The following is a 25,749-nucleotide window of genomic DNA, read 5'->3' on the forward strand; positions in this document are numbered from 1 at the left end:
TCTCCGTCAGAGGATATTTTCTAGCGCCATGAGCAGTCTATCGCTATCTGACTCGTTGTTAAAGAGGTGAGGGGTGACCCGCAAGCTTGAGCCCCGTACGGAGAGATAGATATTCTCCTTCAGCAGGGTTTCAAGGAGGTTTTTGGGCAATCCATCCGTCCGCCGGAGCCCGAGAAAATGCCCGGCGCGCCGCTCGTCGGGGAGGGAGGTTAGCCCGAGCCTCTCGCATCGCGCGGCGATATCACGCGTTTTCTGCGTTAGTGTTCCCTGAATGTTGGCGACTCCCCAGTCGAGGATTTGCTCAAGCGCGGCAACGGCAACAGGCATCAGTGCGAAGTTCGCCCGCTCTCCCATATCAAATCGTCGCGCGCCGTGCTGATAGTCATCGACATAATCAACCAGCCCGGCAAAATCCTCCGATCCCTTGCGGTTGAGCCAGTTATATTCCAGCGGGTTGCCGTTCTGATGCTCCGGCGCGACATACATGAAGCCGAGGCTATAGGGTCCGAGTAGCCATTTATAGGCTGCGGCGATCATGAAATCGGGCTTTACGCGCGCAAGATCAAGCGGCATCGCGCCGAGCGATTGAGTCACGTCAAGAACCAGCTTTGCGCCCTGCGCCCTGAGTTTCTCCCCAATTGCCACTAGGTCGAGGAGTGCGCCGTCTGTCCAGTGATTATGGGGCAGGGCCGCGAGGGCGACATTCTCATCAATCGCGTTAAGGACAGCCGACGTCCAGTCATGATCGGCAGGCGTCGACACAGTGACGATCTCGGCGCCGCTGTCGTGTGCACGCTGCTGCCAGCAATAAACATTCGACGGGAACTGATCCTCAAGGAGAAGGATTTTCTGACCGGCTTTAAGCGGGATGTTCCGCGCCGCAACGGCAAGGCCATAAGACGCACTCGGAATAATCGCGACATCATTTGCTGTTGCGCCGATCAGTTCTGCAAATAATGATCGCGCCTTTTCTGATTCGGTAAAGAAGTCAACCGGGGAGACTGTCCAGGGCAGGGATTTGCGGTCCACGCCCGTATGACCAGCCGCCCGCGCGGCTTTCAGGAGCGGTCCCATATAGGCACAGTTGAAATAGGCAATATCGTCCGGGATATCAAAAAGATGGCGTTGGCTGGGGATCATGGAAAACAACCTCGAGAGTATGATTATCCCGTATTCTCTCGATCCCCAACGCCTTTGACCAGCCCTTTATTGTCACCGGGACAATTAAGCGATTGTTTAGACGTTTGTTCTATTATGGATGATAAGACCCTAGATTAAATTACAATCATGAGTTGAGGATAATCGTCTGTATGGAAGGTAAAGAATATAGTGCGGCTATCGTTTAAATTCTTCGATGCATAGTCGCACTATTAACGCTTCTATTACCCGAAGCTTTAAATATTTTGGAGGTATATCATGCTCGGCCCCGATAACGCATTTTGGGATAGTGATGAATGGGTTAGCTGGGATGAAATAAACCAGCAAATCCAGTACAAGGAATGGAGGGCGAGGTATCCCAAAGCAAATCTCGCCTTAATTCCGATTTTTGAACAGCTTTTAACCACTGCGGAAGATTATTACCGGGAAACAGGTCTGCACCTGCAGGTCTACGGGGATATTGGTGAATTATACGGTGCAATAACATACGGTATCAAGCTTCATAATAATTATGCTCAAGGATCCGATGGACGACTGGGGAATGACTTCATCGAAGTGAAAACAATTTCGCCATTTAAGACTCGTGACGAAGTGCTAGTCGATCTGAAGGGGCACTTCAACGAGCTGCTAGTTGTGAATATCAATGAAGATTTTAAAATCTGCCATCGACTAGTTGATCGTAAACTGCTTCCAAAAACTAATGAGAAACGACTGCGGATCAAATGGAGTGATCTGGAATTTTAAGTCGTCTTTGTCCGTACAGCGGCGACTAGCGCATACAAAGACTGGAGATAGTCGGCGTTCGGTTTAATGACGGGTAGTTTTACGTCATCAACTCGATACGTAACTGATAGCAGTTATTGGTGGCGGAGCGGGCATGGACATAGGCGACGCCCTTTGTCGCGAGGATGTTTCGCGCGGCGGCCTCGATTTCTTCCGGCGCGACGAACTGGCCGGTGCCGTAAACGATACGGTCATTGTCTCCGTAACCGCGTAAAAGAAGCCCAGCGCGGGACTTGATCATTTCGGGAAGCTCATGGTGTCTGACATAGGCCTCGCATTCCATCGCATGGAGGAAAATCGGCCCCTGCTCCGCGTAGGGTTGTTCAGACGCGAAAGGCCGGTAGGACAGCACTAGGAATTCATCACCCGCCGCAATATTGGAAAGGCAATGGCGGCAGGGATTGCCGTCTCCGTCGGATATATGATGTTCCGGCGCGTGGCCATAGGCGTCCAACCCACCATTTTGAAGAGCGCGCACCTCGTCCGTCGGCAGGGGAATGTAGGAAAGTTTCGTCATAATTCTGTATCTCCATTGTTCGGTTCGGAGGTGACATTAGGGCCTTGCGTTCTAGGAAAATATCCGAATGCCGAGATGGAATTTTGGTCTCGATTCTGTCTCTCTCAGAGAAATCACTGTCGCTATCGGGATATTTATGCGGATAGCGAACATTCTCAGCGCAAATATCCGGCAAATTGTCGCAGTGCAAAAATTCCCGTTGACATCGTCCTCGATTTTTTGTCTATGAACGGCGGGCCACATCCCCCCACCGGGATGCTCTAGACTGGAAGGTTTAGTTTATTATGACAGTAGAAATGCGTCCGGAGAGACGCCCTAACTCTCCCCTGTTTTCATCCGGCCCTTGCGCGAAGCGCCCCGGATGGTCCCTCCAAAATCTTGAAGATGCGTGTCTTGGTCGCTCCCACCGTTCGGGTGAGGGTAAAGCCAAGCTGAAAGCCGTGATCGACAAACATCGCGCGCTGCTTGGCATTCCCGATGACTACAAGATCGGTATTGTGCCGGGCTCTGACACCGGTGCCGTAGAAATGGCGCTCTGGTCGATGCTGGGCGCGCGCCCGGTCACCATGCTGGCGTGGGAAAGCTTCGGTTCCGGCTGGGCCACCGATGTGGTCAAGCAGTTGAAGCTGAAAGACGCCGAAGTGATCACCGCCGAATATGGCGAGATCCCGGACCTCGCCGCGACTGACTGGTCCCGCGACACGGTCTTTACCTGGAACGGCACAACCTCCGGCGTCCGTGTCCCGAACGGTGACTGGATCTCGGACGACCGTGAAGGTCTTGCCATTTGCGATGCGACCTCCGCCGTGTTCGCCATGGAACTGCCATGGGAAAAACTCGACGTTGTCACCTGGTCATGGCAGAAAGTGCTAGGCGGGGAGGCGGCTCATGGCATGCTGGTCCTGAGCCCGCGCGCTGTTGAGCGGCTGGAAAGCTACACCCCCGCATGGCCCCTCCCGAAGGTCTTCCGCATGACCAAGGGCGGCAAGCTCATTGACGGTATCTTTAAGGGGGAAACGATCAATACTCCCTCCATGCTGGCAGTCGAGGATGCGCTGGACGCCCTTAACTGGGCGAAAAGCATCGGCGGCGGCAAGGGCATGATTGCCCGTACGGATGCCAACGCGAAGGTGATCTCCGACTGGGTCGAAAAATCCGACTGGGCTGACTATCTCGCAGGTGATCCGGCCATCCGCTCCACCACCTCAGTCTGCCTCAAGATCACCGATGACTGGTTTACGGCGCTTCCCGCTGAGGATCAGCCAAAGGCGGCGAAAGAACTCGTCGCTATCCTCGAGAAAGAGGGGGCGGCGCTGGATATCGGGCATTACCGAGATGCACCGGCGGGTCTTCGGATCTGGGCGGGGGCGACGGTGGAAACGGCCGATCTTGAAGCCCTGATGCCCTGGCTCGATTGGGGCTACGCGACACTTAAAAACACATTCCAGAAATAATCCTTAAGAAGGATCGAAAAAATGGTCAAAGTCCTTATCTCTGACAAGATGAGCCCGCGCGCTGCTGAAATTTTTCGGGAGCGTGGCGTAGAAGTAGACGAACTAACCGGCATGACGCCGGAGGAACTGAAAGCCTGCATTGGTGAATATGACGGTCTCGCTGTCCGCTCCGCTACCAAGGCAACCGCCGAGATTATTGCGGCGGCAAGTAACCTGAAAGTCATCGGCCGCGCCGGTATCGGTGTGGACAATGTTGATATCCCGGCGGCAACAGCGGCGGGTATCTGTGTGATGAATACGCCCTTCGGCAATGCCATCACCACCGCCGAGCACGCCATCGCGATGATGTTCTCGCTCTCTCGCCATATCCCCGCGGCGAATGCCTCCACCCAGGCCGGCAAATGGGAGAAATCAAAATTCATGGGTGTCGAGCTGTATGGCAAGACCTTGGGCGTCATCGGCTGCGGCAATATCGGTTCGATCGTGGCGGATCGTGCGGTCGGCCTTAAAATGAAAGTCGTCGCCTATGATCCGTTCCTGTCTCCGGAACGGGCGTTGGAGCTTGGTGTTGAGAAGCTGGAATTGGACGATCTGTTCGCCCGCGCCGATTATATCTCGCTTCACACGCCGATCACCGACAGCACCCGTAATATCATCAATGCCAAGAATATTGCCAAGATGAAGCCTGGCGTGCGGCTGATTAACTGCGCACGTGGTGGCTTGGTTGTCGAGGAAGACTTGAAAGCAGCACTCGAGATCCGGACAGGTTGCCGGCGCTGCGCTTGACGTTTACGCCGTTGAACCTGCTAAGGAAAATATCCTATTCGGCATGGATAATGTGGTGACAACGCCGCATTTGGGCGCCTCTACCGATGAAGCGCAAGTCAATGTCGCCATTCAGGTAGCGGAACAAATGTCCGATTATCTGTTGGTCGGGTCGGTGACCAACGCCCTCAACATGCCGTCCGTCACGGCGGAGGAAGCCCCGAAACTGAAACCCTATATGGAGCTGGCGACCCAACTTGGCGGTTTTGCAGGTCAGGTCACGGAAAGCGGCATCAAGTCAGTTCGCATCGACTATGAAGGAGCGGCGGCGGGCCTCAACACCAAGCCACTTACCTCGATCATCATCCAGAGCCTGCTGAGCCCCCTGATGGACAGCATCAATATGGTGAATGCTCCGGTGGTGGCAAAGGAACGCGGAATCGACGTGACCGAAAGCTATAATGATCGGGAAGAAGACTACCAGACTCTGATCCGTCTCACGATTACGACTGAGCATCAGACCCGCGATATCGCAGGCACCCTGTTCGGCGACGACCGTCCGCGCGTGGTCAGCATCAAGGGCATTAATATGGAGGCAGAGATCGGCCCCCATATGCTCTATGTCACCAACAAGGATAAGCCGGGCTTTATCGGGGCGCTTGGATCTGTTCTCGGTGATGCCAGTGTTAATATCGCAACTTTCAATCTAGGTCGCCACAAAGCGGCTGGCGAAGCGATCGCCTTGATAGAGATAGATTCGGAATTGTCGCAGGAAACGTTAGATACGGTCCGAAAGTTGCCTCATGTGGAGCAGGTCAAGCCGCTCAATTTCTAGGCCATTTTGGACGAAATTTCGCACCTTTGGGTGTTCTCGGAAAAGCGGCGGTTAAAAACTGCCGCTTTTTTGCTGTTCCTGTTGGCGACAGCGGGGAAATATGCTTTATAGGCCCACGTAATGAATGACTATTCTGAAAAAGGCCTGCTGCCCGCCGGTTTGGCAGATATGCTCCCGCCCGCCGCCGTACGCGAAGCGCGGATTAACCGTACCCTGATGGATGTTTTCGCAGGGAACGGCTACCTGCAAGTCAAGCCCCCCTGATCGAGTTTGAGGAACATCTGCTGGAGGGATCCGGCGCGGCTCTCGCGTCCAAAATGTTCCGTGTAATGGACCCGGTGTCGCATCGGATGATGGGCATTCGCACCGATATCACTCTACAGATCGCCCGGGTGGCAACCACCCGCATGAAGCAGGACCCGCGCCCGTTGCGGCTTTCCTATGCGGGGCAGGTTTTACGGGTATATGGCTCACAACTCCGGCCGGAGCGACAATTTGCACAAGCTGGCGTGGAGCTGATCGGTCCGTCAGAAACTTCTGCCGATGCGGAGTTGATTCTGCTCGCGGCGGAGGCTCTTGGTGCGCTTGAGGTTGAGAATTTCTCAATTGATCTGACACTGCCCACGCTTGTGCCAACGCTTTGTGGTGAATTGGGCGTTGATGAAGAGACAGCCGCCTCCGCGCGTGAAGCTCTCGATCACAAGGACGCTGCGGCGCTTGATGACTATGACGCGACGCTGAGCCAAATTCTTACCGCGCTTTTGAAGGCAGCAGGACCGGCAAACAGTGCATTGGAGGCGCTCGAAAAAATTGACCTTCCAGAAGCGGCGGCAGGACAAGTCGCAGCGCTCAAAAAGGTTGTCGCTCAGCTTCAGCAGGCCGCACCGGATCTCAAATTGACGATTGATCCCGGTGAATACCGCGGGTTTGAATATCAAACCGGTCTCAGCTTTACGGTCTTTGGTCGCGGTGTGCGCGGGGAACTTGGCCGGGGCGGGCGTTACCGTCTGATGGACGGGGAGTCGGCGTCCGGCTTTACCCTCTTTCTCGATAGTTTGATGCGGGCGGTCCCTCGAAGGCCCGCGGATGATCGGCTATATCTCCCCTTTGGAACCGGTCTTGATCAAGGGTATGCCTTGCGTCAGGATGGCTGGAAAACGGTCGCAGGACTCGCGCCGGAAGACAATATCGAGGCTGAGGCACGGCGCCTCAATTGCGGCCAGTTTCTCGGGCCGGATGGAATTAAAAAACTCTCCTGATCAAAATTTTATATTCAAGGACTGAGGATAATGGCGAACGTAGCGGTGGTTGGCTCCCAATGGGGTGACGAGGGCAAAGGCAAGATTGTTGACTGGCTGTCCGAGCGCGCAGATGTCGTTGTGCGCTTTCAGGGTGGGCATAACGCCGGCCATACGCTCGTTGTGGATGGCAAGGTCTACAAGCTCAGCCTGCTTCCGTCCGGCATTGTCCGTGGCGGCAAGATTTCGGTAATTGGCAACGGCGTTGTCGTCGACCCCTGGGCGCTGATGAAAGAGATTGATACCGTGCGGGGGCAAGGTGTCACCGTCGATCACAACACACTTAAAATTGCAGAAAACGCGACGCTTATCCTACCGCTTCATGGGGAGCTTGATGCCCTGCGGGAGGATGCGGCGTCGGCAGTGAAGATCGGCACAACACGGCGCGGCATCGGACCGGCCTATGAGGACAAAATAGCCCGCCGTGCGATTCGCGTGTGCGATCTTACGGATGCGGACCTTCTGAAGCGGAAAATCGCGACCTTGCTCGATCATCACAACGCGCTTCGGAAAGGACTGGGCGCGCCATTGGTGGATGGGGATAAGTTACTCGCGCAACTCGTTGAAATCGCTCCAAAAGTTCTCGAGTTTTCGGATATTGTCTGGCGCCGCCTGGACGAGGCGAAAAAGGCCCGCAAGCGGGTCCTGTTCGAAGGCGCGCAAGGGGCGATGCTGGATAACGATCATGGAACCTATCCGTTCGTAACCTCCTCCAATACGCTCGCTGGACAAGCAGCGGTTGGCAGCGGTGTTGGACCGAGTTCGGTCAATTATGTTCTCGGCATTACCAAAGCCTACACGACCCGTGTTGGCGAAGGGCCGTTCCCGACGGAACTGTTCGACGACGTCGGCAAGGGACTTGGCGAACGCGGGCATGAGTTTGGTGTTGTGACGGGGCGCAAGCGCCGCTGCGGCTGGTTCGACGCAGTGATGGTGCGTCAGGCCGTCAAGACCGGTGGTCTCACCGGCATCGCGTTGACCAAGGTTGACGTGCTGGATGGCATGGATGAACTTAAAATTTGCGTTGGTTATGAACTAAATGGCAAGCAGATCGACTATTTCCCCTCCAACATGGCAGATCAGGCGGCGGTAAAACCCATTTACGAGACCATGGAAGGCTGGAGCGAGAGCACTTATGGCGCGCGTAGCTGGGCCGACCTTCCGGCAACGGCAGTCAAATATATCCGCCATGTAGAGGAGCTGATCGAGGCACCGGTCGCGCTCCTTTCCACAAGCCCGGAACGCGAAGACACCATCCTCGTCCGGGATCCGTTCGAAGACTAGGCGCAGGCAGACCATATGGGCAAGCAGTCAGATCGCATGGCGTCGCTTGCCTTTGGAGGCCTGCTGTCGCTCGCTGTCTGTATCGGGATCAGTCGGTTTGTATTTACGCCGATCCTGCCCTTTATGGAGATGGGGTTGGGGATCAGCAAGCCGGACGCAGGTCTGATTGCCTCGGCTAATTATCTCGGTTATTTACTGGGCGCCTTGTTCGGTAGCCGACAAAACCTGCCGGGTAGTCCGCGACGCTGGTTCCTTGCTTCAATGGTAACTTGCACGATAACCACTCTGGCAATGGGCATAACGACAAGTTTTGAGGTTTTCCTCGGCCTTCGCCTGATTGCCGGTGTGGCGTCGGCGTTGGCCATGGTATTTGGCTCGACCCTCATTCTCAATCGTCTCGCCGCGCGTAAGCGATCTGGTCTTGCGGCGCTCCATTTCGCGGGGGTGGGCACGGGAATTGTACTGTCATCGGTATTGGTTATCGGAATTGAGGTCATGGATGCCGGCTGGCGGAGCATGTGGATCGCCTCCGGCGCGCTTTCCTTTGCTCTTGTCCCGCTGATTTTTTATCTTGTTCCGCCGGTGACCGACGCAACTATTGTCGCGGTGAAGGGGGAACGCCTTCATTACAGCCGGTCACTCAAAGCCTTGATTTTCTCTTATTCTCTGCTTGGATTCGGCTATATTATTACCGCGACTTTCCTCTCGACCCTTGTCCGGCAAATACCTGAAGTGCAGTGGATGCAGTCCTATATCTGGCTAATTGTTGGGCTTTCCGCGATACCTTCCGTTGCCTTCTGGAACTGGATTGCGGCCTATGTCGGCAACAGGCGGAGTTATACCTTCGCCGGTTTCGCAATGGCGGCTGGTGTTGTCGCCAGCGTGTTAGGTGAGGGCCCAGTCATACTCACCTTGGCCGCTATTCTTCTTGGCGGGACATTTATGGGGATGACTGCCCTGGGGCTTGTCGAAGCACGGAATATGGTGCCCGATCACGCACGCCAGATCCTCGCTGTTATGACGCTTGCTGTTGGGATAGGACAGATTGCCGGGCCAATATTTGCTGGCTTTTTGCATGGTATTTTCGGGGACTTCGTTGCCGCGTCGTTGGTCGCCGCAGGCGGGATTGTTATCGGCAGCCTTCTCGTGTGGCGAAAGCCAGCGAAACCGGCTTCCAGACAATAACAAATTTAACGGCATTTTAACGCCGAATTGCGACAATCCGAGACAATATTCTAATAGCTGGATTGAAGCCGAGCGCAAATGACTGTTGCCGAGAAAATAGAAATGCCGACGAAGTCGCCGACTGGCGATGCTGGCCCTCTGCTTGGGGGACGGTTCAGGATCGATGTTTCCCGGCGTCTCGTCGATATGGAAAACGGCGATAACATGGTTGTTCAGGCGACAGATGTTCAGAATCCGTCTGCAGAGTATTTTGCCGTAATTTCAAATCCTTACAGCAGTTTCCGTCTGGCTATGGCGCAGATAATGAGCGAGATCCATATCCCCGGTATGGTCGATCTTATGGCGCATGGAAAGGTCCAGTTTTCAGAAATAGAAGCCTGTTATGTTTCCGTGTTCGAAATGCCGCGGGGGGGACGCTTGTATCGTGAAGGGGATGCTCCGCTTCCTGAAATTCTAGTGCTGGACTTGGTCGTGTCGACCGTGGCGACCTGCCTGTTGAATTTGCAAAAAAACGGCATGACCCATCGCGGCATTCGCGCAGACAATCTTTTTGTCGCTGACGAAAGTCAGAGCGAATTTCTGCTGGGGGAGGCAATAACAACGGCACCGGGATCGGCCCAACCAGCCGTTTATGAACCGCTAGAATGTGCAATGGCGCATCCCACGGGACGGGGTGACGGTAGTCCGTCGGATGATATTTATGCGACCGGTGTCCTGATTTTACACTTGGTCGGCGGCAAGCTCCCAGCGGCGGATTTGAGCCCGGATGAGATTTACACGAAGAAGCTGGAGCTGGGTAGTTTCGCAGCCCTCACCGAAGGCATGAGCTTGTCAACGCGGGTGAGTGATGTACTTGCCGGAACTTTACATGATGATCCAAAGCGCCGCTGGGATGCGGAGACGTTGCTCCATTGGCGGGAGGCGATTGGCGACACGCCCAGGCGCGGACGCGGTGATCGTCATGCTTTTGGTAAGATATTGTTTCAATCGGAAGAATACAGCTCCCCGAGAGTTCTCGCCCATGCCATGACGCGAAAATCGAAGGCCGCGCTGGAGCTGATCGAGAATGGTAAATTGGCGAAATGGGTCAAGAGCGCGCTTCGCGATGAGGATGCTGCGACCAAGATTGAGCAAATCCAGGCTTCCGCCAACTCATCACGCGGCGATAAACGGTTTGATACCGCCGCCGTGTCACAGGCTGTTCGCTTGTTGGATCCGGACGGTATCTTCTGGTATCGCAACGTAGCTTTTGGCCGGGGGGCCCTCGGTCCTCTTTTGTTATGGGCGTTCCAGAATGATGAAGCTGAGATGAAGAAAGACCTGATGGAACTGCTGGAGACGGCCCTGTTGCAAACAGTGTCTGTGGAGGAAACGCGCAGCAGCAAGGGGAGGCAGTTGGAATGGGTGCCCGAGAGCGCCCTGACAAGGTGTTATGACTATATGAGGCGAAAGCGGGATGTCGGCTACGGGCTTGAACGATGCCTGTATGAGCTGAACCCGAAAACCCCATGCCTTAGTCCGCTTGTTCTGGGATCACATGTAAGAAATGTGCCTGAATTTATTGAAATTGCAGAGAAAAAGCTGGCCGCATCCAATGGCCAAGGCAACCCGTTTGACAGGCACTCTGCTGCTTTTATCACCTCAAAGGCGAAGGGACTTGATAAGTATCTTCGGATGCTCGCAGCGAGCGCGCCAGGTACGTCGGCCAATGCGCTGGCGCAGATTAAACTCTTTGCCAAGTTGCAGGCCGCCGCCCATCCGGGGCCGCTTCCGGGGTTTTGCCGCTGGATGGAGGAAACGCAGAAGCCGGTCCTTGCAAAAATCCGTTCCCGCTTGCGCCGGGAAGTGGTCAGCCAAAAATTCCAAGAGGCGAAGAAGAGTGGCAATCTGGCAGCTATTCTGAAAGAAACAGATATCGAGCGGCAACTGGCTGAGGATACACGTGAGTATGAAATTGCGCTTGCAACTTCCGCAGAATCAGAGCGGATCGCGGCCTATCTGGAAGGCGCGAGCGAACAACGCAGGCAAGATGCCGCACATTATGGAATATGGATCACATCGGTTCTGGCGATTACGACACTTGTGACCAGCATGACCATCTCCGCCCTTTATTTTCTGGGATAACTGAATGGCAAAGAAAGCAGAAAAAGCGGCAAAATCCGCGAATGGAACCGAAAGCAGTACCGGTCAGAATATTGCGCTTTTCTGGGTGCTGGTTTTGTCGGGTCTTGGTATAGTTTTTGTACCGCCAACCATGCTGGTTCTGATCGCCGGTATGATTCCGAGCTTTGTCGCACTACTTCTGAATACAGATAGGTCCGGCAGTCTTGCGGCGATGTTGGCCTTTAATCTCGCCGGAATTATTCCTGTGATCGGAATTTTATGGGAGAGGGGCCATACGTTTCATGAGGCTTTTAAAATTCTCTCTGATGTTTATATGTGGCTTGCCATGCTGGGCGGTGCCGGTGTTGCCGTGTTCCTGGCCTGGGCTGTGCCGGTAATCGTTTTCTCAACCTATGAGTTGCAAGCGCGCGCCAATCTCGCCCGACTGCAGAAACAACGGAGCAAGCTCATCGAGGAATGGGGCGGACAATTTGTTGCCGATATGAAAGAAATTTCGCAACGCCAGCGATAGTATGCGGCCTCAATTCTTTCGGATAAGGGCTGGAAATGATGTCCTGCATTGGGCATAGTGCTGTCATCACAAACATTAAAATAAGGAAGAATAAGAATGACAGGGCATGTCTACTGGATGTTTGATCTCGCGATCAAGGACGGCGAATACGAAAAATTTGAGGCGCTGATGAAAGAAATGGTGGAGGCGACCGAGGCCAATGAGCCGGGTGCCCTCAACTATGAATGGTCGGTCAGCGAAGATAAGAAGACCTGCCATATTCTTGAACGCTATGTGGATTCCGCTGCGACGATGGTTCATATGGGAAATTTCGGTAAGAATTTCGGCCGTCGCTTTATGGAAGTGCTGAAACCTAACTCCATAACGCTTTATGGTGATCCGTCTGAAGAGGTGGTGAAGGCTTTCAGCGCAATGGGTCCGGTCATCATGAATTCGGTTGGAGGTTTCTCACGCTAGGCCAGAGGTATTTGGAAGGGTGCTCGATTGCGTCTAAGCGGTTGCTGCTGAGCGCTCCCCCAGAGTTATGACCCGTAGTGTACGACCGGTGAAGCTGCCGGAACAGGCACCGACCACAGCGCCAAAGATAATCGCATAAGACATTGTCTCAACAAAATGCGGTGCGATCGCGCCGAGCACGCCATTTATAAAGTTCGAAAAGAATATCAGCATCAGGATCACAATTGTTATGCGATCTCCACGAAGTGTCATGTTCCAACCGGATTTTTCCAGAATCAATCCATCCTGCCACCGAAAGGCAACAACGACACCGATCAGGTAGCTGAAGGCGAAGACCAGCCAACCTGTCGAAACCTGACCATTTCCGAGTTTTGCATTTACTGCGATCAGGCCAAGCAGCGGATAGAAAAAATAAGGGATAACGGAGCTGTTGCGCGTTCTCATGGCATTCAGGCCAACAAATACTAGAAAGAAGAAAAGGGGCCAGACCCAAATCGGTGTATTTTGAATGATTCCAAACGCAAACTCTTTCATGAAAGGCACCTAATTCTATGATAGTGACCCAAGTCTGAAACTGCCGTTGGATTGAAGATGGCCCGACGTCAGAGACACCTAATTTTCAATCTTCAAGTAAGGGGACTGCCGGTAAGGGCAGACCCCTATATTTATCCGCGTGAACAGCGAGTTAGTTCAGCCGTTCTTCCATGACTTTCGACTTCATAGCCCGTTGAAGCTTCTCAAACGCCCGGACTTCAATCTGCCGAACACGTTCGCGGCTGATGTTATATTCCTGGCTCAGATCCTCCAAGGTTTTCGGTTCCTCACTCAGGCGGCGTTCAGTCAGAATATGACGTTCCCGTTCATTGAGAACCTCCATCGCCTTTGCGAGCATCGCGCGGCGGCTTTTCAACTCCTCACTCTCGGCATAGACGGTTTCCTGGTTCGGTGTCTCATCTTCGAGCCAGTCCATCCATTCGCCTTCGCTCTCGGCACGCATCGGGGCGTTGAGGCTATGATCCGGCGCCGTCAGGCGGCGGTTCATGTTGATCACTTCATCCTCGGTGACACCCAGCTTCGTGGAGATGGTTTTTACCTGCTCCGATGTCATGTCTCCTTCGTCAATGGCCTCAATCTGGCCTTTGATTTTGCGAAGATTGAAGAACAGTTTTTTCTGCGCCGCCGTTGTTCCCATTTTCACGAGGGACCATGTCCGCAGGATATATTCCTGAATGGCCGCGCGAATCCACCACATGGCATAAGTGGAGAGGCGGAAACCTTTTTCGGGTTCGAATCTCTTGACCGCCTGCATCATTCCGACATTGCCTTCCGAGATCAGCTCGGCAATCGGCAGGCCATAACCGCGATAGCCCATAGCGATCTTCGCGACCAGCCGTAGATGGCTCGTCACCATTTTATGGGCGGCTTCGGTGTCTTCATGGTCTTTCCACGCTTTGGCCAGCATATATTCTTCGCTTGGCTCAAGCATCGGGAATTTGCGGATTTCCTGCAAATACCGCGATAGACCGCCTTCCGGCGTTAATACGGGTAAAGTAGATGTGCTCATATCAGGACCCTCTCTATTCGTGGCACCCGGGTTTTGTCGTATTATACGCCCAAAAGCCGGGCCCGGATTACATTCCTGTCTACTCAAGAACCGTGGCATTTCTATGATTTTGGGATTTATCCCCTGAATGCCTTGGTCAGTTCCCTTAAGTCAGATGGGAAATCTACCTCGAATTTCAAGCGTTTGTCTGTGACGGGATGCACAAAACCGAGGGTTTCGGCATGAAGTGCCTGACGATTGAAGGAAAGGATGGTTTTTTGCCTGTCTTCAGGAAGGGCGCTGACACGGCTGCGCCTGGGCCGCGTATAGAGCGGATCACCGACCAGCGGATGACCGATATGGCCCATATGCACCCGGATCTGGTGCGTGCGCCCCGTTTCAAGTTCACAAGAGACAAGCGCAGCGATATCGGAGAAATTTTCCACGAGTTTATAGCGGGTGAGAGCGCTTTTGCCACCCTTGGTTATCATCGCCATGCGCTTGCGGTTATGTGGATCGCGGCCAATATTCCCTTCAATCTCGCCCGCAGGGGGTAAACCCGGCCCCAGACAATGGCTTTGTAACGCCGCTCGATATCATGGGCCGCGAAAAGGGTGGCAAGCCCCTGATGCGCGGCGTCGCTTTTGGCGACCACCATCAGCCCGCTGGTATCCTTATCAATCCGGTGCACAATGCCGGGGCGCTTCACCCCGCCAATCCCGGAAAGGCTATCCCGGCAATGATGGAGAAGCGCGTTCACCAGCGTGCCGGACCAATTCCCCGCCGCCGGATGTACCACCATGCCTGCGGGCTTGTTGATGACAATCAGATGCTCATCTTCAAAAATAATATCGAGAGGGATGTCTTCTGGCTCCGGCTCGCTCTCAACAGCTTCCGGCACGGTAATTTCGTATATATCGCCCGCACGGGCCTTGTGAGATGGATTTAGCACGGGCGCGCCGTTCAGCAGAACCAACCCTTCCTTGATCAGTGGCTTGATCCGGTTGCGAGATAGTTCCACAAGCGTTGTGGCCAACAGCCGGTCGAGCCGGGTGCCGTCATCACCGCTTGAAACTTCAACTTGATGTGGACCCTCATTGGATGGCATACAAATGAACCAGAACCGTTTGTTAAAAGAGGGCGATCATATGTCGGAAGAGCCATCCGAAAATTCCGGACCCAATTTCACCTTGCTGAAATGGATTGTTGGAGTCCTCGGTGTGCTGATCATCCTGTTCGCCACTGTGATAGCGGTTACCATATATAAGCGCATGACGGCAATGGAAACAAAGCCCGCGCCGGAAATGCCGGATACGATGTTGTCCAAGACCAGCGGAACATCGCCGCTCGCGGAGTTTGGGGATATTCGCCTGCCTATCCCCGATGACATGGATTTGATTAGCCTGACTCCCTCTAACGATCGGCTGTTTGTCACCGTCGGTACAGAGGGAGCCGCGCGGTTGATCCTTGTTATCAGTCTCGATGACGGGAGCGTTCTTGGCAGCTTTAATCTTGAACGAGATGGTATTCAGTAGAGAGCGATTATTTCATCCGGCAAAAATGGGCGGAAGAAAGAGCAGGGGGCAGATGGTGAAGAACGGAACGCTCGTTAATTTTGCTAGTGATAATTCGGCGCCCGTCGCCCCGACAATACTTGCAGCGATCCAGAAAGCCAACGCGGGCCCGATGCCGAGTTACGGCAATGACCCGCTCACCCGCGGTGTTGAAGAAAAGCTTAAACAAATTTTCGAATGCGATCTCCGGGCGTTTCCCGTAGCAACGGGAACGGCTGCCAATGTGCTCGGCCTCAGCGTGATGACACCGCCCTATGGCGCGATCTACTGCCACAAGCTTGCTCATATAGAGCATGATGAATGCGGTGCGCCGGAATTTTATACCCATGGCGCGAAGCTCGTTAAGCTTGACGGGGCGGACGGAAAACTGCTGCCGGCGGAGTTGGAGGGCTTGCTTAAAAATTCGGGTGCCGGCAATGTCCATCATGTGCAGCCTTCCGTCATAGATATTACTCAGGCAACTGAAAGCGGCACTGCCTACCAGCCGCAGGAAATTGCTGAAATTGGATTGGTTGCGAAGAAATATGATCTTGGTCTGCATATGGATGGTGCGCGCTTCGCCAATGCGCTCTGCCATCTTGGCTGCGCGCCGGCCGATATCACCTGGCGCGCCGGGGTGGATGTCCTGTCGTTCGGGGCGACAAAAAACGGTGCAATGGGGGCCGAGGCTGTGATTTTCTTCAATCTCGAGAAGGCGCGCGAATTTGAGTTCCGCCGCAAGCGCGGGGCGCATCTTTTCTCGAAAATGCGCTATCTATCGGCGCAGCTCGATGCCTATCTCACGGATGACCTGTGGCTTGATCTAGCGGGCCATGCCAACCGCATGGCGCGCGCCACCGCTGAGGGTATTTCCGCGATTCCCGGTGCTGAGATCCTCTACCCGGTGGAAGCCAACATGATTTTCGCACGGCTACCGGAAGTTTCTCTTGAATGCCTCGCGGTCTCCGACATTCTCTACTACCGAAATGGAGACGAGTCTGTAGGTGAAGTTCGGCTGGTAACGTCCTGGAATACAAGTGAGCAGGACGTCAATCATTTGCTCAAGGTAATTGCCTGAAGGTGACGGGTGCGGAATTTTTCTCCACATGGTTTGATTTCGGGGACCTCACCCGTTATTCAAGGCGGAGTATAATTTAAAGCGACGAATGAGAAAGGCTTAACGTGCAGAATTTCTGGGATTTTTGGGAAATCGTCAAAGAAGTCTGGCACGAGGGATACGCGGGCGTTGATTTCAGCTCGCTGATTATAGCCCTCGGGATCATACTGTCGGCGTTGTTGGTGCGCGGCATTTTCACCAAATTCGTCGTCAACCGTCTGATCAAGTTCGCCGAGAAATCCGATAGCAAGATCGATGATCACCTGATTACCGCCTTAAAGGGGCCGATTCGCTTTGTTCCCGTGGTGATCGGTGTGTATCTCGCCCTCGAGATTCCCGATTTTGACGAAGATCCGGACTTTTCCGCCATGACCGGAAGAATTGTCCGGTCTCTCATTGTTTTTAATCTCTTTTGGGCACTCTATTGCGCCATCAGCCCCCTGACTTTCCTGCTTGGTAAGTTGGAGGAGTTGTTCTCGGCGGAGATGGTCGAGTTTCTCGTCAAGATTATGAAGGGGCTGGTATTTGGCCTTGGCGCGGCAACTGTGTTGCAACTCTGGGGGATACAGGTTGGCCCGATCATTGCCGGTTTCGGCATTGTCGGCGTCGCCGTCGCCCTCGGTGCGCAGGATCTGTTCAAGAATCTGATCAGCGGATTCCTTATCCTCGCGGAGAAGCGATTCAAAGCGAGCGACTGGGTGCTTGTCGACGGGGTTGTTGAGGGGACAGTGGAGAAAATTGGCTTTCGCTCTACGGTGATCCGACGCTTTGACAAGGCAATCACCATTGTGCCGAATGCGGTGTTTGCGGACAAGGCGGTCACTAACTTCTCGGAAATGACGCATCGCCGTATTTACTGGAAAATTGGTCTGGAATATTCGACAACCGTGGCGCAGCTTCAGGAGGTCACGGAAAATATCGAGAACTACCTCATTGGAAACAAGGACTTCGCTCAGCCGGGAGAGGCATTGATGTTCGTGGTGACGGACAGCTTCAATGCCAGCAGCATCGATATCATGATCTATTGTTTTACCAAGACAACTAAATGGGGCGAATGGCTTGATATCAAGCAGGATTTTGCCTATGCGATCAAAGGTATCGTCGAGCAGGCGGGCACTGGATTTGCCTTTCCGTCCATGTCTGTTTATCGCGGTATTGGCGCGACGGAACCGGACCCGTTTGTTCCACCCAGCGGATATAAGGACGGGCATGCACTGACCAACGGAGATACGGGATACGGGAACGCGAGTTAGTTAAGAATTCGCCGACTTGACGATGATATATTCGAACAGACCGTCAGTTTCACTCATATTTTCAAGCAGGTAACCACTGACATCGCAAAAATGGCGAAAATCGATGGTTGACGCCGGATCGGTCGCATGCACTTTCAACCGCTCCCCCTCCTTCAGTGCCTTCATCGCCTTTTTTGCTTTCAGGACAGGCAGCGGGCAGTTTAGACCGGTGGTATCGAGAAAATGCGGAATTTCTGCCATTTTTTTCATTTCTGCAGTGTAGGACGCTGATATTCGCCGCAAAAATAGCGGTCCAGCGCATCGCGCGCAATAGATGATTTTAACCGCTCAAATCAGGGATGCTCGGCCATCGAATTAACTTTTTCTATACTCTATTCTGACAAAATCCACCGATAGGGTTCGCCCTATGGATATCAAGAATCTATTGGGTGCTGTTAAAGAAAAGGTGAAGATGCGAAACGAGATTGGGCATCGCTCGGGTATTAACCCCGACTACTTTAACCAGGGCAGGACGACGGATGACCAAAAACCGGGTTCCGCCGCCGGAGAGGTGAAGCATTATGAAATTGGTGAAGCCACCAGTTTTTTGCGGCCATTCGGCAAGACCTATCAGGAAGCTCTCGAAAATCTTATCACCGGCAGTATCCAGATTATCGGCCTTGATGAGGTGAAGGCCCAATATGCCGAGCAATGGGGCAGCATCAAGAAAAATGTGATGGAGATTGCGGACGCCTTTATCAGTCGCAAGCTGGATCGTCATGACATCTTTGTCCCCCTCGATGATGGACATTTCGCGCTTTTGTTCGCAGATGCCACGCGCGAAGAGGCGCTGGAACGCTCCAAAACCATAGCGCAGGATCTAGTCAACAAATTGTTCGGTGAACTGCCGGGCGGGGAATTGATCTCCGTCGAGGCGGCGATGCTGAAAATCGAGGATTTTGAGGGTCTGGATAAAATCCAATCTCTCGATGGATTGGTTAAATGTTTCCGTGCTGCCATCGTCGCGGCGAAGGAGCGGGAAGCGCGTGTTTTTCAAGAACATGAAACCGAGTTCAATGTCCGTTTCCGGCCACTGATCAATCGGCGCAAAGGTTTTGTGGGCATGTATGAAGCGGTCAACATGACGAATGTCGAAGATGAGCAGGTGAATGTGACGGCGAATGATCTATTGTTTAGCGAGTCGCCGCGGTTGAGTGCTGAAATGGATTGTGTGGTCCTGCGAGAGACGGGAACAATTTTTAAAAAGCTCGGCGAGGCCGGGAACAAACCTGTGATTTTCCTCCCCGTTCATTTCGAGACGTTGGCGAATAGCTACTTTCGGAGCAAATACGCTCGCATTCTCGCGTCCTTGCCGGACTATACTGAATGGCACCTGGTCCTGAATGTGCAGGACATCGCGGCGGGTGTGCCGAACAGTCGTTATCGCCAGATATTTACGTCGCTCCGTCAATTGGTGCTGGGGTTTACATTCGAAGTTGGACCAAGCTGGAACGAATTTGAGGCCATTCGCGACCTTCCCATTCTCGCCGTTACGCTCGCGGGGCATGAGAGTTTGCAGCTATCGGAAATCGAAGGATTATTTCGCCGCGCAAAGCAGAACAAGAAAAAATGCATTTGGCGGTCGGTAGACAACGACGCGTTGGCTCGCGCTGCCTTCAAGATGGACGTTGATTATGTGAGTGGTCCGATTTTCGGTGCGTTGCAGACGGTGCCAGCAAAGCCATTTTCCTTGCCAAAATGAGCAGTTAGTCCCGTTTCAGCACAGCCGCCATCTCAATATGCGGTGAGAATAGAAACTGATCCACGGGCAGCACGGCTCCCAACTTGTACCCACCATCCATCAGCGTCTTGACGTCCCGCGCGAAGGTGACGGGGTTGCATGAAATCGCCACAACAGATGGAATATTGCTTTTCGCAATTTCCTCTGCCTGCGCTTTCGCGCCGGCCCTCGGCGGATCGAAAATCAGGCCGTCAAAAGCGTTGAGTTCATCCGTCAGCAACGGGCGGTGAAAAAGATCCCGCGTTTCGGATGTGACGTTAAGAATGGCGCGGTTCGCCGCGGCCTGCAGGCTGTTTGTGAGCTCTTCATCCCCCTCTACCGCGTGTACGCGAGCTGTGGCCGCAAGCGGGAAGGTGAAACTGCCGACCCCTGCAAAGAGATCGGTGATATTCCGTGCGTCACTCAGGGCATTGCGCGCAAAGTCGGCAAGTGCCGTTTCTCCTGCCTTGCTCGCTTGAAGGAAACCGCCATAGGCGGAAGGGTCACGGGGACGTTGTTAAGTAGAACTTCGGCGGGCAGACGAGCGGCGATTACTTCGGGAACTTCCTTTGTGTTTTGTCGCCAAGCGATCCGGGCGATTTTTTGTTTCGCGGTAAAGGCGGCGAGAGCTTCACGGGTTTCCAGATCAAGCTCCTTTTTTGCCGTGATCATCAAATCAGGGCCATTCTCTGTAACCGTTGCAATGATTTTCGCTTCGCTGTTGCGCGGGAGCAGAGGCGGCAGCAGCGCACGCAGAGGCTTAACAAGGGCGAGCAGTGTCGCATCGATCACTGGGCAATCACCAACATCAAAAATCTGGTGGCTTCGGCGCAGATGGAAACCGATCATCACGCCTTTCTTGCGTTTGGCAGCAATAAATTCGACCCGGCGGCGGCTGGCGAGGGGGCAGGTTGTGGTTTCGAGAATCTCTGCGCCTTCTATACCGGCCATGGACAGGCAGTCGACGATGCGCTGGCGTTTCCATTGGGCCGTAAAGGACGGATTAAGATGCTGTAGTGAGCAGCCGCCGCAGGTGCCGAAATGGCGACAAATTGGGTCAGTACGCTCAGGGCCGGGACTAAGAATTTCTTCTATCGCGGCAAGGGTTCCGTTGCCTCGCTCTTCCACGATAGAGGCACGGATCCAGTCGTCCGGGGCGGTCAAAGGAATATAATAGCTTTGTCCGTCCTTTTCCGCGATGCCATCGCCGGCGGATCCGACGTGATCTATTGTAAGGTCAACTATCATGGCGGGCTCCCAGGAGAAATTCTTTATTGCCGTCACTGCCGAAAATCGGGCTGTCTGTTATCCCGAGGGACGTCCAGCCGGAAAGAGAATTGATCCAGCTTTCCATTTCAGTCGGGACCGCGGCGACAAGCGTTTCATCCCGGACAATGCCACCCTTGCCGACATTGCCCCTGCCTACCTCAAACTGTGGTTTGACGAGGGCGAGGAGATGCGCGCCGGGTGCAGCGAGGGAGAGCGCGGCGGGAAGCGCCTTCTGAAGCGAGATAAAACTTACATCTGCCACGATAAGATCGAGCGGTTCAGGAATCAGTACGTCATCGAGATCGCGGGCATTGGTCTTTTCAAGATTGATAACCCGCGCGTCTTCGGCAATTAAGGGATCGAGTTGTCCATGCCCCACATCCACCGCATAAATCCGTGCCGCGCCACGTTCCAACAGCACCTGACAAAATCCACCGGTGGAAGCGCCGATATCTGCCGCTGTTTTTCCCTTCGCGTCGACATTGAAATAATCAAGCGCGGCAAGAAGTTTCTGCGCACCGCGTCCGACCCAGTCAATTTCCGGGGTGGCAACGCTGAGGCTCATTTCTTCCGTTACTTTCCGGGTTGGTTTGGTGACAACCGTGCCATCGATGGAGACACGCCCGTCCGCAATCAGGCTCTGCGCTTTTGCGCGGCTTTTTACCAGATCACGGGCGACGAGCGCGAGATCAAGCCTTTGCGGGGGACGTGTCATATGAGATGCCTAGATGGCGGAAATATTCCGCTGTTTCGCCTTGCCGGAGCCGAGTGCGGAGAGAGCCGCTTCGACGATCTGCGCGTGATTGACACCGGCCTCATCATACATATCCTCGATCTGTTGTTGATCGATATAGGCATCTTTCATGCAAAGTGGCCGGATTTTCAGCCCGTCATCCAGAAGACCGTTCATGGCTAGGAACTGCATCACATGGCTGCCGAAGCCGCCAACGGCACCCTCTTCAACGGTGATCAGAACGTCATGATGGGTGGCGAGATCGCGGATAAGTTCTTCATCGAGTGGTTTACAAAAACGCGCATCGGCGACGGAGGTTGATATACCCTTTGCTTCCAATTCTTCTGCCGCAATCAAGGCCTCTTTCAGCCGGGTTCCAAAGGAAAGAATAGCGATGTTATCGCCCCGCTTTATCAATCGGCCCTTGCCGATTTCCAGCACGTTGCCCGTCTCGGGCAAGTCGATGCCAATACCTTCGCCGCGCGGATAGCGAAAAGCGCAAGGCCCTTCATTATAGGCGGCCGCCGTTGCGACCATATGTTTCAACTCGGCCTCATCCGCCGGGGCCATAACCATCATGTTCGGTAGCGTGGCGAGATATGTAATATCGAAGGAACCGGCATGGGTCGCCCCGTCTGCCCCAACAAGGCCGGCCCGGTCCATGGCAAAACGTACCGGCAGGTTCTGGATCGAGACATCATGCACAACCTGATCATAGCCGCGCTGAAGGAAAGTGGAATAGATGGCTACGAACGGCTTTAACCCCTCCGTTGCCATACCGGCGGCGAAAGTCACCGCATGCTGTTCAGCAATACCTACATCGAAGCAGCGGCTTGCGAATTCATTCGCGAACTGATCAAGGCCGGTGCCGTCCGGCATGGCGGCGGTGACAGCAACGATTTTATCGTCGCGGCGCGCTTCCTCAATAAGGCTCTGCGCAAAGACCTTGGTATAGGAGGGGGCATTCGGTTTTGCTTTTGCCTGTGCCCCGGTAATGACATCAAACTTGGAAACACCATGATATTTATCAGCAGCGGCCTCGGCGGGCGGGTAGCCTTTGCCCTTCTGCGTGACGCAATGGATCAGGATCGGCCCAAATTTTGATTCTCGCGCATTTTTCAGGACGGGGATAAGATGTTCCAGATTGTGACCGTCAATCGGCCCGACATAATAAAAGCCGAGTTCCTCGAACAATGTGCCGCCGGTGACCATGCCGCGCGCGAATTCCTCGGCGCGCCGGGCTGTCCGTTCCAGCGGATCGGGTAGGAGAGAGGCAACCTGTTTTGCCAGCTCCCGCAGGTTACGATAAGGTTTGCCCGAAAGAAGCCGCGAGAGATAGGCGCTCATGGCACCGACAGGCGGCGCAATGGACATGTCGTTGTCATTGAGGATAACGATCTGCCGTGCATCCATGGCGCCGGCGTTGTTCATTGCCTCATAGGCCATGCCTGCGCTCAGCGCCCCGTCCCCGATTACGGAGATGACATTGTTGTCGCGACCTTGCAGATCCCGCCCTACTGCCATGCCGAGCCCGGCGGAAATTGATGTTGAGGAATGCGCCGCGCCAAAGGGGTCATATTCGCTCTCGGCCCGCTTGGTAAAGCCTGATAGACCATTCGGTTGTCGCAATGTACGGATGCGATCACGCCGTCCGGTCAGGATTTTGTGAGGATAGCATTGATGGCCGACATCCCAGATGAGCCGGTCTGCCGGAGTGTTAAAGACATGATGAAGCGCGACAGTCAATTCGACAACACCAAGACCTGCCCCCAGATGCCCGCCGGTCACTGACACGGCGCTGATCGTTTCCTGCCGCAACTCGTCGGCCAGCTGTACCAGCTCTGGCAGAGTCAGATCGCGCATCGCCTGCGGATAATCGATGGTGTCCAATAATGGGGTCGCCGGTCTCGTTGTCAAAATATTCACCCGTCTTCAGTTGCGGCGTTCTATTGCAAAGCGCGCGGCATGTCTTAACAGATCAGCCTTTGGTCCGAAAGGTCCTAGATGTTCGATCGACTGATCAACCAGCATGGCGGCGTGAACCTTTGCTTCTTCCGGTCCCATAAGAGATACGAAAGTCGCTTTCCCCGCAGCTTCGTCTTTGCCAGTTGCCTTGCCCATTTCCTCTGGGCTACCTTCAGTATCCAATATGTCATCCGCAATCTGAAAGGCCAGCCCTAAATCATGTGCGTAGGCCTTGAGTGCTTGCAGTTGTTGCGGTGATGCATGCCCAAGAATGGCCCCCGCCTCGCAGGCGAAGGTAATTAGTGCGCCGGTTTTGAGCTGCTGCAGTCGGGTAATGGTGACAATGTCGATATCATCGCCATCGGCAAAGATGTCCATCGTCTGTCCGCCGACCATGCCGCGTACGCCGATGGCATGAGATAGCTTTGCAACCAGCTTGATGCGGACTTCGGCGGAGGAGTGGGTTTTAGGATTACCGATAATCTCAAAGGCGAGCGATTGTAGCGCATCCCCGGCGAGTACGGCCGTTGCTTCGTCAAACTGTTTATGCACCGTCGGTTTCCCCCGGCGCATATCATCATCGTCCATGCAGGGAAGATCGTCATGAATAAGGGAATAGCTGTGGATAATCTCAAGTGCAGAGGCTACCCGCGTTGAATGCAGGCGTGGTACGCCAAAAAGATCTGCCGCCTGAATAACCAGAAAGGCGCGCAGCCGCTTCCCCCCAGATAGAACTGAATAGCGCATGGCTTCGTAAAGCTGCTTTTCCAGTCCGTTGTTTTCTGGCAGAAACTCGCGAAGCTCCCGATCCATCAACACGGCAGTCTGACGGAGGGCCTTGCCGAAATCATCTTCCATATTAATGTCTCAATCCACCGCACTCATGTCTATTCAACATTCGCCGGTTCGACCGACAGGTTACCATTCTTGCCGACGATCTTGTCGACCCGCTCCTGTGCGTTCCTGAGCTTGGCGTCGCAATGCTGTTTCAACAGGGACCCGCGGGTGTAGATATCGATCGACTGGTCGAGATCGACCTGGCCGGAATCGAGTTTTTCAACGATCTGCTCCAGTTCTTTCAGAGCCTCTTCAAAGCTCATCTTGGCGATATCAGCGGGGATTTCCTGGCTATTCGGGTCAGACATGATTTCTCCTTTGCCGTCTTATACTCTTCTCTTAAGTCCGGAGCAATGCTTTCACATGGGCGTCAACGCCATCGGCCAGCCCCTCCAGATCGTAGCCGCCTTCAAGTGCCGAAACAACACGTCCGCTCGCGTGCCGGTCGGCAATCACCATGAGTTTCCGGGTCACCCAGCCAAAGTCTTTGCCAGTCAGATTGAGATTGGCGAGCGGGTCTCTTTCATGGGCATCGAATCCCGCGGAAATTATCAGTAATTCCGGTCGAAAGGTATCGAGTGCCGGCAGGATGACATTGTCATAGGCCTCCCGGAAGGCGCGGGAGCCTGATCCGGCGGCGAGAGGAACATTCACAATATTGCCCGCACCAGTTTCACTGGCATCACCTGTGCCGGGATAAAAGGGAGCCTGATGACTGGAGGCATAGAACAGCCCTGCGTCTTTTTCAAATATTGCCTGGGTGCCATTCCCGTGATGAACATCGAAATCGACTACTGCAATCCGTTCCAGTTTATATGTCTGTCGCGCGTAACAGGCACCGACGGCGACATTGTTATACAGGCAAAATCCCATGGCGCAGTCCGCTTCAGCATGATGGCCGGGCGGGCGGATGGCACAAAAGGCGCTGGTTTTTGGCTCTTTCATTACAACGTCAATGGCTGCAACCACCGCCCCGGCGGCACGTAAGGCAGCCGATTGCGAACCGGGTGACATTTTAGTGTCAGGATCAAGATCGATAATACCTTCAACAGGGGCTCTTGCCACCAGCCGGTCAAGATGAGCCTCCGTATGGGCCAATGCGAGTTGCTCGCGCGTGGCGAGGGGGGCATCCCGGCGTTCCAGAGTTGGGAAATTTTCAAGGTCCAGTTGATGCAGGACAGCCCTCAGGCGATCTGCTCGTTCCGGATGCCCGGTACCAGTGTCATGAAACAGACAATCGCGATGTGTAAATAGATAGGTTGTCATGGGTCGCCAGTTTAGGGTTTCGAAAAATCATCAATTTTATGTATGTGCAGATTTTTTTGTTGCTTTTCAAGCAATTCAGCCTCA

The 25,749-nt window shown here is 54.0% G+C and carries 23 protein-coding genes and 3 pseudogenes; 13 read left to right on the forward strand and 13 right to left on the reverse strand.

Translation table 11 applies throughout. The annotated features are described in order from the left end of the window. Positions 1–6: 6 nt before the first annotated feature. Positions 7–1,140, reverse strand: a complete 1,134-nt coding sequence (locus AC0L73_RS16430; protein WP_473654277.1) for an aminotransferase class V-fold PLP-dependent enzyme — start codon at positions 1,138–1,140, stop codon at positions 7–9. Positions 1,141–1,416: 276 nt separating this feature from the next. Here AC0L73_RS16430 and AC0L73_RS16435 point away from each other — a divergent pair, with 276 nt between their 5' ends. Further along, positions 1,417–1,902 carry a hypothetical protein gene (locus AC0L73_RS16435; RefSeq protein WP_473654278.1) on the forward strand — a complete coding sequence of 162 codons (486 nt, stop codon included), beginning with the start codon at positions 1,417–1,419 and terminating at the stop codon, positions 1,900–1,902. A gap of 79 nt (positions 1,903–1,981) precedes the next feature. On the opposite strand, the gene AC0L73_RS16440 is transcribed toward AC0L73_RS16435, so the two are convergent. Further along, on the reverse strand, positions 1,982–2,458 hold the full coding sequence (locus AC0L73_RS16440; protein WP_227951481.1) for a DUF1203 domain-containing protein: 477 nt from the start codon (positions 2,456–2,458) through the stop codon (positions 1,982–1,984). Between the two features lie 284 nt (positions 2,459–2,742). Here AC0L73_RS16440 and AC0L73_RS16445 point away from each other — a divergent pair, with 284 nt between their 5' ends. From AC0L73_RS16445 to AC0L73_RS16480, 8 genes and pseudogenes are all read left to right on the forward strand, one after another. Then, complete coding sequence (locus tag AC0L73_RS16445) at positions 2,743–3,912, forward strand: phosphoserine transaminase (protein ID WP_473654279.1); 1,170 nt, start codon at positions 2,743–2,745, stop codon at positions 3,910–3,912. 21 nt (positions 3,913–3,933) lie between these two features. Then, a pseudogene (serA, locus tag AC0L73_RS16450) lies at positions 3,934–5,512 on the forward strand (phosphoglycerate dehydrogenase). A gap of 216 nt (positions 5,513–5,728) precedes the next feature. Then, positions 5,729–6,771: pseudogene (locus tag AC0L73_RS16455) on the forward strand (ATP phosphoribosyltransferase regulatory subunit). 30 nt (positions 6,772–6,801) lie between these two features. Then, positions 6,802–8,094, forward strand: coding sequence for an adenylosuccinate synthase (locus AC0L73_RS16460; RefSeq protein WP_473654280.1), 1,293 nt, complete (start codon positions 6,802–6,804; stop codon positions 8,092–8,094). A gap of 15 nt (positions 8,095–8,109) precedes the next feature. Beyond that, positions 8,110–9,279: a YbfB/YjiJ family MFS transporter gene (locus AC0L73_RS16465; protein ID WP_227951496.1), complete on the forward strand. Its 1,170-nt coding sequence runs from the start codon at positions 8,110–8,112 to the stop codon at positions 9,277–9,279. Between the two features lie 78 nt (positions 9,280–9,357). Next, positions 9,358–11,403: a serine/threonine-protein kinase gene (locus AC0L73_RS16470; RefSeq protein WP_473654281.1), complete on the forward strand. Its 2,046-nt coding sequence runs from the start codon at positions 9,358–9,360 to the stop codon at positions 11,401–11,403. Positions 11,404–11,407: 4 nt separating this feature from the next. Continuing rightward, positions 11,408–11,914, forward strand: coding sequence for a hypothetical protein (locus tag AC0L73_RS16475; RefSeq protein WP_473654282.1), 507 nt, complete (start codon positions 11,408–11,410; stop codon positions 11,912–11,914). Between the two features lie 96 nt (positions 11,915–12,010). Beyond that, positions 12,011–12,370, forward strand: coding sequence for a putative quinol monooxygenase (locus tag AC0L73_RS16480; protein ID WP_227951503.1), 360 nt, complete (start codon positions 12,011–12,013; stop codon positions 12,368–12,370). Positions 12,371–12,403: 33 nt separating this feature from the next. On the opposite strand, the gene AC0L73_RS16485 is transcribed toward AC0L73_RS16480, so the two are convergent. The 3 genes and pseudogenes from AC0L73_RS16485 to AC0L73_RS16495 form a co-directional block, all read right to left on the reverse strand. Next, positions 12,404–12,904: a hypothetical protein gene (locus AC0L73_RS16485; protein WP_473654283.1), complete on the reverse strand. Its 501-nt coding sequence runs from the start codon at positions 12,902–12,904 to the stop codon at positions 12,404–12,406. Between the two features lie 151 nt (positions 12,905–13,055). Further along, complete coding sequence (gene rpoH, locus AC0L73_RS16490; RefSeq protein WP_227951507.1) at positions 13,056–13,934, reverse strand: RNA polymerase sigma factor RpoH; 879 nt, start codon at positions 13,932–13,934, stop codon at positions 13,056–13,058. A gap of 116 nt (positions 13,935–14,050) precedes the next feature. Then, positions 14,051–15,021, reverse strand: a pseudogene (locus tag AC0L73_RS16495) (RluA family pseudouridine synthase). Positions 15,022–15,025: 4 nt separating this feature from the next. Between AC0L73_RS16495 and AC0L73_RS16500 the strand changes: the two are divergent. The 3 genes from AC0L73_RS16500 (at position 15,026) to AC0L73_RS16510 (ending at position 17,836) form a co-directional block, all read left to right on the forward strand. After that, positions 15,026–15,448, forward strand: coding sequence for a hypothetical protein (locus tag AC0L73_RS16500; protein WP_227951511.1), 423 nt, complete (start codon positions 15,026–15,028; stop codon positions 15,446–15,448). A gap of 52 nt (positions 15,449–15,500) precedes the next feature. Then, complete coding sequence (locus tag AC0L73_RS16505) at positions 15,501–16,544, forward strand: threonine aldolase family protein (RefSeq protein WP_473654284.1); 1,044 nt, start codon at positions 15,501–15,503, stop codon at positions 16,542–16,544. Positions 16,545–16,648: 104 nt separating this feature from the next. Continuing rightward, positions 16,649–17,836: a mechanosensitive ion channel family protein gene (locus AC0L73_RS16510; protein WP_227951516.1), complete on the forward strand. Its 1,188-nt coding sequence runs from the start codon at positions 16,649–16,651 to the stop codon at positions 17,834–17,836. On the opposite strand, the gene AC0L73_RS16515 is transcribed toward AC0L73_RS16510, so the two are convergent. Beyond that, a complete protein-coding gene (locus tag AC0L73_RS16515; RefSeq protein ID WP_473654285.1) occupies positions 17,837–18,076 on the reverse strand; it encodes a sulfurtransferase TusA family protein in 240 nt (79 codons plus the stop codon). 166 nt (positions 18,077–18,242) lie between these two features. Here AC0L73_RS16515 and AC0L73_RS16520 point away from each other — a divergent pair, with 166 nt between their 5' ends. Next, the gene (locus tag AC0L73_RS16520) at positions 18,243–19,577 is read left to right on the forward strand and encodes an EAL domain-containing protein (protein WP_227951518.1); all 1,335 of its coding nucleotides are present in this window, start codon (positions 18,243–18,245) and stop codon (positions 19,575–19,577) included. A gap of 4 nt (positions 19,578–19,581) precedes the next feature. Here AC0L73_RS16520 and AC0L73_RS16525 read toward each other — a convergent pair whose 3' ends face one another. The 7 genes from AC0L73_RS16525 to AC0L73_RS16555 form a co-directional block, all read right to left on the reverse strand. Next, positions 19,582–19,836: a hypothetical protein gene (locus AC0L73_RS16525; protein ID WP_473654286.1), complete on the reverse strand. Its 255-nt coding sequence runs from the start codon at positions 19,834–19,836 to the stop codon at positions 19,582–19,584. A gap of 182 nt (positions 19,837–20,018) precedes the next feature. Then, positions 20,019–20,843: a class I SAM-dependent RNA methyltransferase gene (locus AC0L73_RS16530; protein WP_473654287.1), complete on the reverse strand. Its 825-nt coding sequence runs from the start codon at positions 20,841–20,843 to the stop codon at positions 20,019–20,021. Then, positions 20,833–21,579 (reverse strand): TlyA family RNA methyltransferase, encoded by a 747-nt coding sequence (locus tag AC0L73_RS16535; protein WP_473654288.1) that lies wholly within the window; start codon positions 21,577–21,579, stop codon positions 20,833–20,835. The genes AC0L73_RS16530 and AC0L73_RS16535 overlap by 11 nt, the downstream gene beginning before the upstream one ends. A 9-nt stretch (positions 21,580–21,588) precedes the next feature. After that, complete coding sequence (gene dxs / locus AC0L73_RS16540) at positions 21,589–23,514, reverse strand: 1-deoxy-D-xylulose-5-phosphate synthase (protein WP_265334867.1); 1,926 nt, start codon at positions 23,512–23,514, stop codon at positions 21,589–21,591. A gap of 15 nt (positions 23,515–23,529) precedes the next feature. After that, positions 23,530–24,420: a polyprenyl synthetase family protein gene (locus tag AC0L73_RS16545; protein ID WP_473654289.1), complete on the reverse strand. Its 891-nt coding sequence runs from the start codon at positions 24,418–24,420 to the stop codon at positions 23,530–23,532. Positions 24,421–24,449: 29 nt separating this feature from the next. Then, positions 24,450–24,707, reverse strand: coding sequence for an exodeoxyribonuclease VII small subunit (locus AC0L73_RS16550; protein ID WP_227951524.1), 258 nt, complete (start codon positions 24,705–24,707; stop codon positions 24,450–24,452). Between the two features lie 31 nt (positions 24,708–24,738). Continuing rightward, complete coding sequence (locus AC0L73_RS16555; protein WP_473654290.1) at positions 24,739–25,665, reverse strand: histone deacetylase family protein; 927 nt, start codon at positions 25,663–25,665, stop codon at positions 24,739–24,741. Positions 25,666–25,749: the final 84 nt, after the last annotated feature.

This window comes from Sneathiella sp. D3-11, assembly GCF_055809395.1.

Coding starts and splice junctions, on each gene's coding strand:
- AC0L73_RS16550 (WP_227951524.1), bottom strand. CDS start 24,707: ATGTCTGACCCGAATAGCCAGGAAATCCCCGCTGATATCGCCAAGATG.
- AC0L73_RS16505 (WP_473654284.1), top strand. CDS start 15,501: ATGGTGAAGAACGGAACGCTCGTTAATTTTGCTAGTGATAATTCGGCG.
- AC0L73_RS16500 (WP_227951511.1), top strand. CDS start 15,026: ATGAACCAGAACCGTTTGTTAAAAGAGGGCGATCATATGTCGGAAGAG.
- AC0L73_RS16480 (WP_227951503.1), top strand. CDS start 12,011: ATGACAGGGCATGTCTACTGGATGTTTGATCTCGCGATCAAGGACGGC.
- AC0L73_RS16430 (WP_473654277.1), bottom strand. CDS start 1,140: ATGATCCCCAGCCAACGCCATCTTTTTGATATCCCGGACGATATTGCC.
- AC0L73_RS16515 (WP_473654285.1), bottom strand. CDS start 18,076: ATGGCAGAAATTCCGCATTTTCTCGATACCACCGGTCTAAACTGCCCG.
- AC0L73_RS16520 (WP_227951518.1), top strand. CDS start 18,243: ATGGATATCAAGAATCTATTGGGTGCTGTTAAAGAAAAGGTGAAGATG.
- AC0L73_RS16445 (WP_473654279.1), top strand. CDS start 2,743: ATGACAGTAGAAATGCGTCCGGAGAGACGCCCTAACTCTCCCCTGTTT.
- rpoH (WP_227951507.1), bottom strand. CDS start 13,934: ATGAGCACATCTACTTTACCCGTATTAACGCCGGAAGGCGGTCTATCG.
- AC0L73_RS16530 (WP_473654287.1), bottom strand. CDS start 20,843: ATGATAGTTGACCTTACAATAGATCACGTCGGATCCGCCGGCGATGGC.
- AC0L73_RS16465 (WP_227951496.1), top strand. CDS start 8,110: ATGGGCAAGCAGTCAGATCGCATGGCGTCGCTTGCCTTTGGAGGCCTG.
- AC0L73_RS16460 (WP_473654280.1), top strand. CDS start 6,802: ATGGCGAACGTAGCGGTGGTTGGCTCCCAATGGGGTGACGAGGGCAAA.
- AC0L73_RS16535 (WP_473654288.1), bottom strand. CDS start 21,579: ATGACACGTCCCCCGCAAAGGCTTGATCTCGCGCTCGTCGCCCGTGAT.
- AC0L73_RS16545 (WP_473654289.1), bottom strand. CDS start 24,420: ATGGAAGATGATTTCGGCAAGGCCCTCCGTCAGACTGCCGTGTTGATG.
- AC0L73_RS16555 (WP_473654290.1), bottom strand. CDS start 25,665: ATGACAACCTATCTATTTACACATCGCGATTGTCTGTTTCATGACACT.
- AC0L73_RS16475 (WP_473654282.1), top strand. CDS start 11,408: ATGGCAAAGAAAGCAGAAAAAGCGGCAAAATCCGCGAATGGAACCGAA.
- AC0L73_RS16470 (WP_473654281.1), top strand. CDS start 9,358: ATGACTGTTGCCGAGAAAATAGAAATGCCGACGAAGTCGCCGACTGGC.
- AC0L73_RS16435 (WP_473654278.1), top strand. CDS start 1,417: ATGCTCGGCCCCGATAACGCATTTTGGGATAGTGATGAATGGGTTAGC.
- AC0L73_RS16440 (WP_227951481.1), bottom strand. CDS start 2,458: ATGACGAAACTTTCCTACATTCCCCTGCCGACGGACGAGGTGCGCGCT.
- AC0L73_RS16485 (WP_473654283.1), bottom strand. CDS start 12,904: ATGAAAGAGTTTGCGTTTGGAATCATTCAAAATACACCGATTTGGGTC.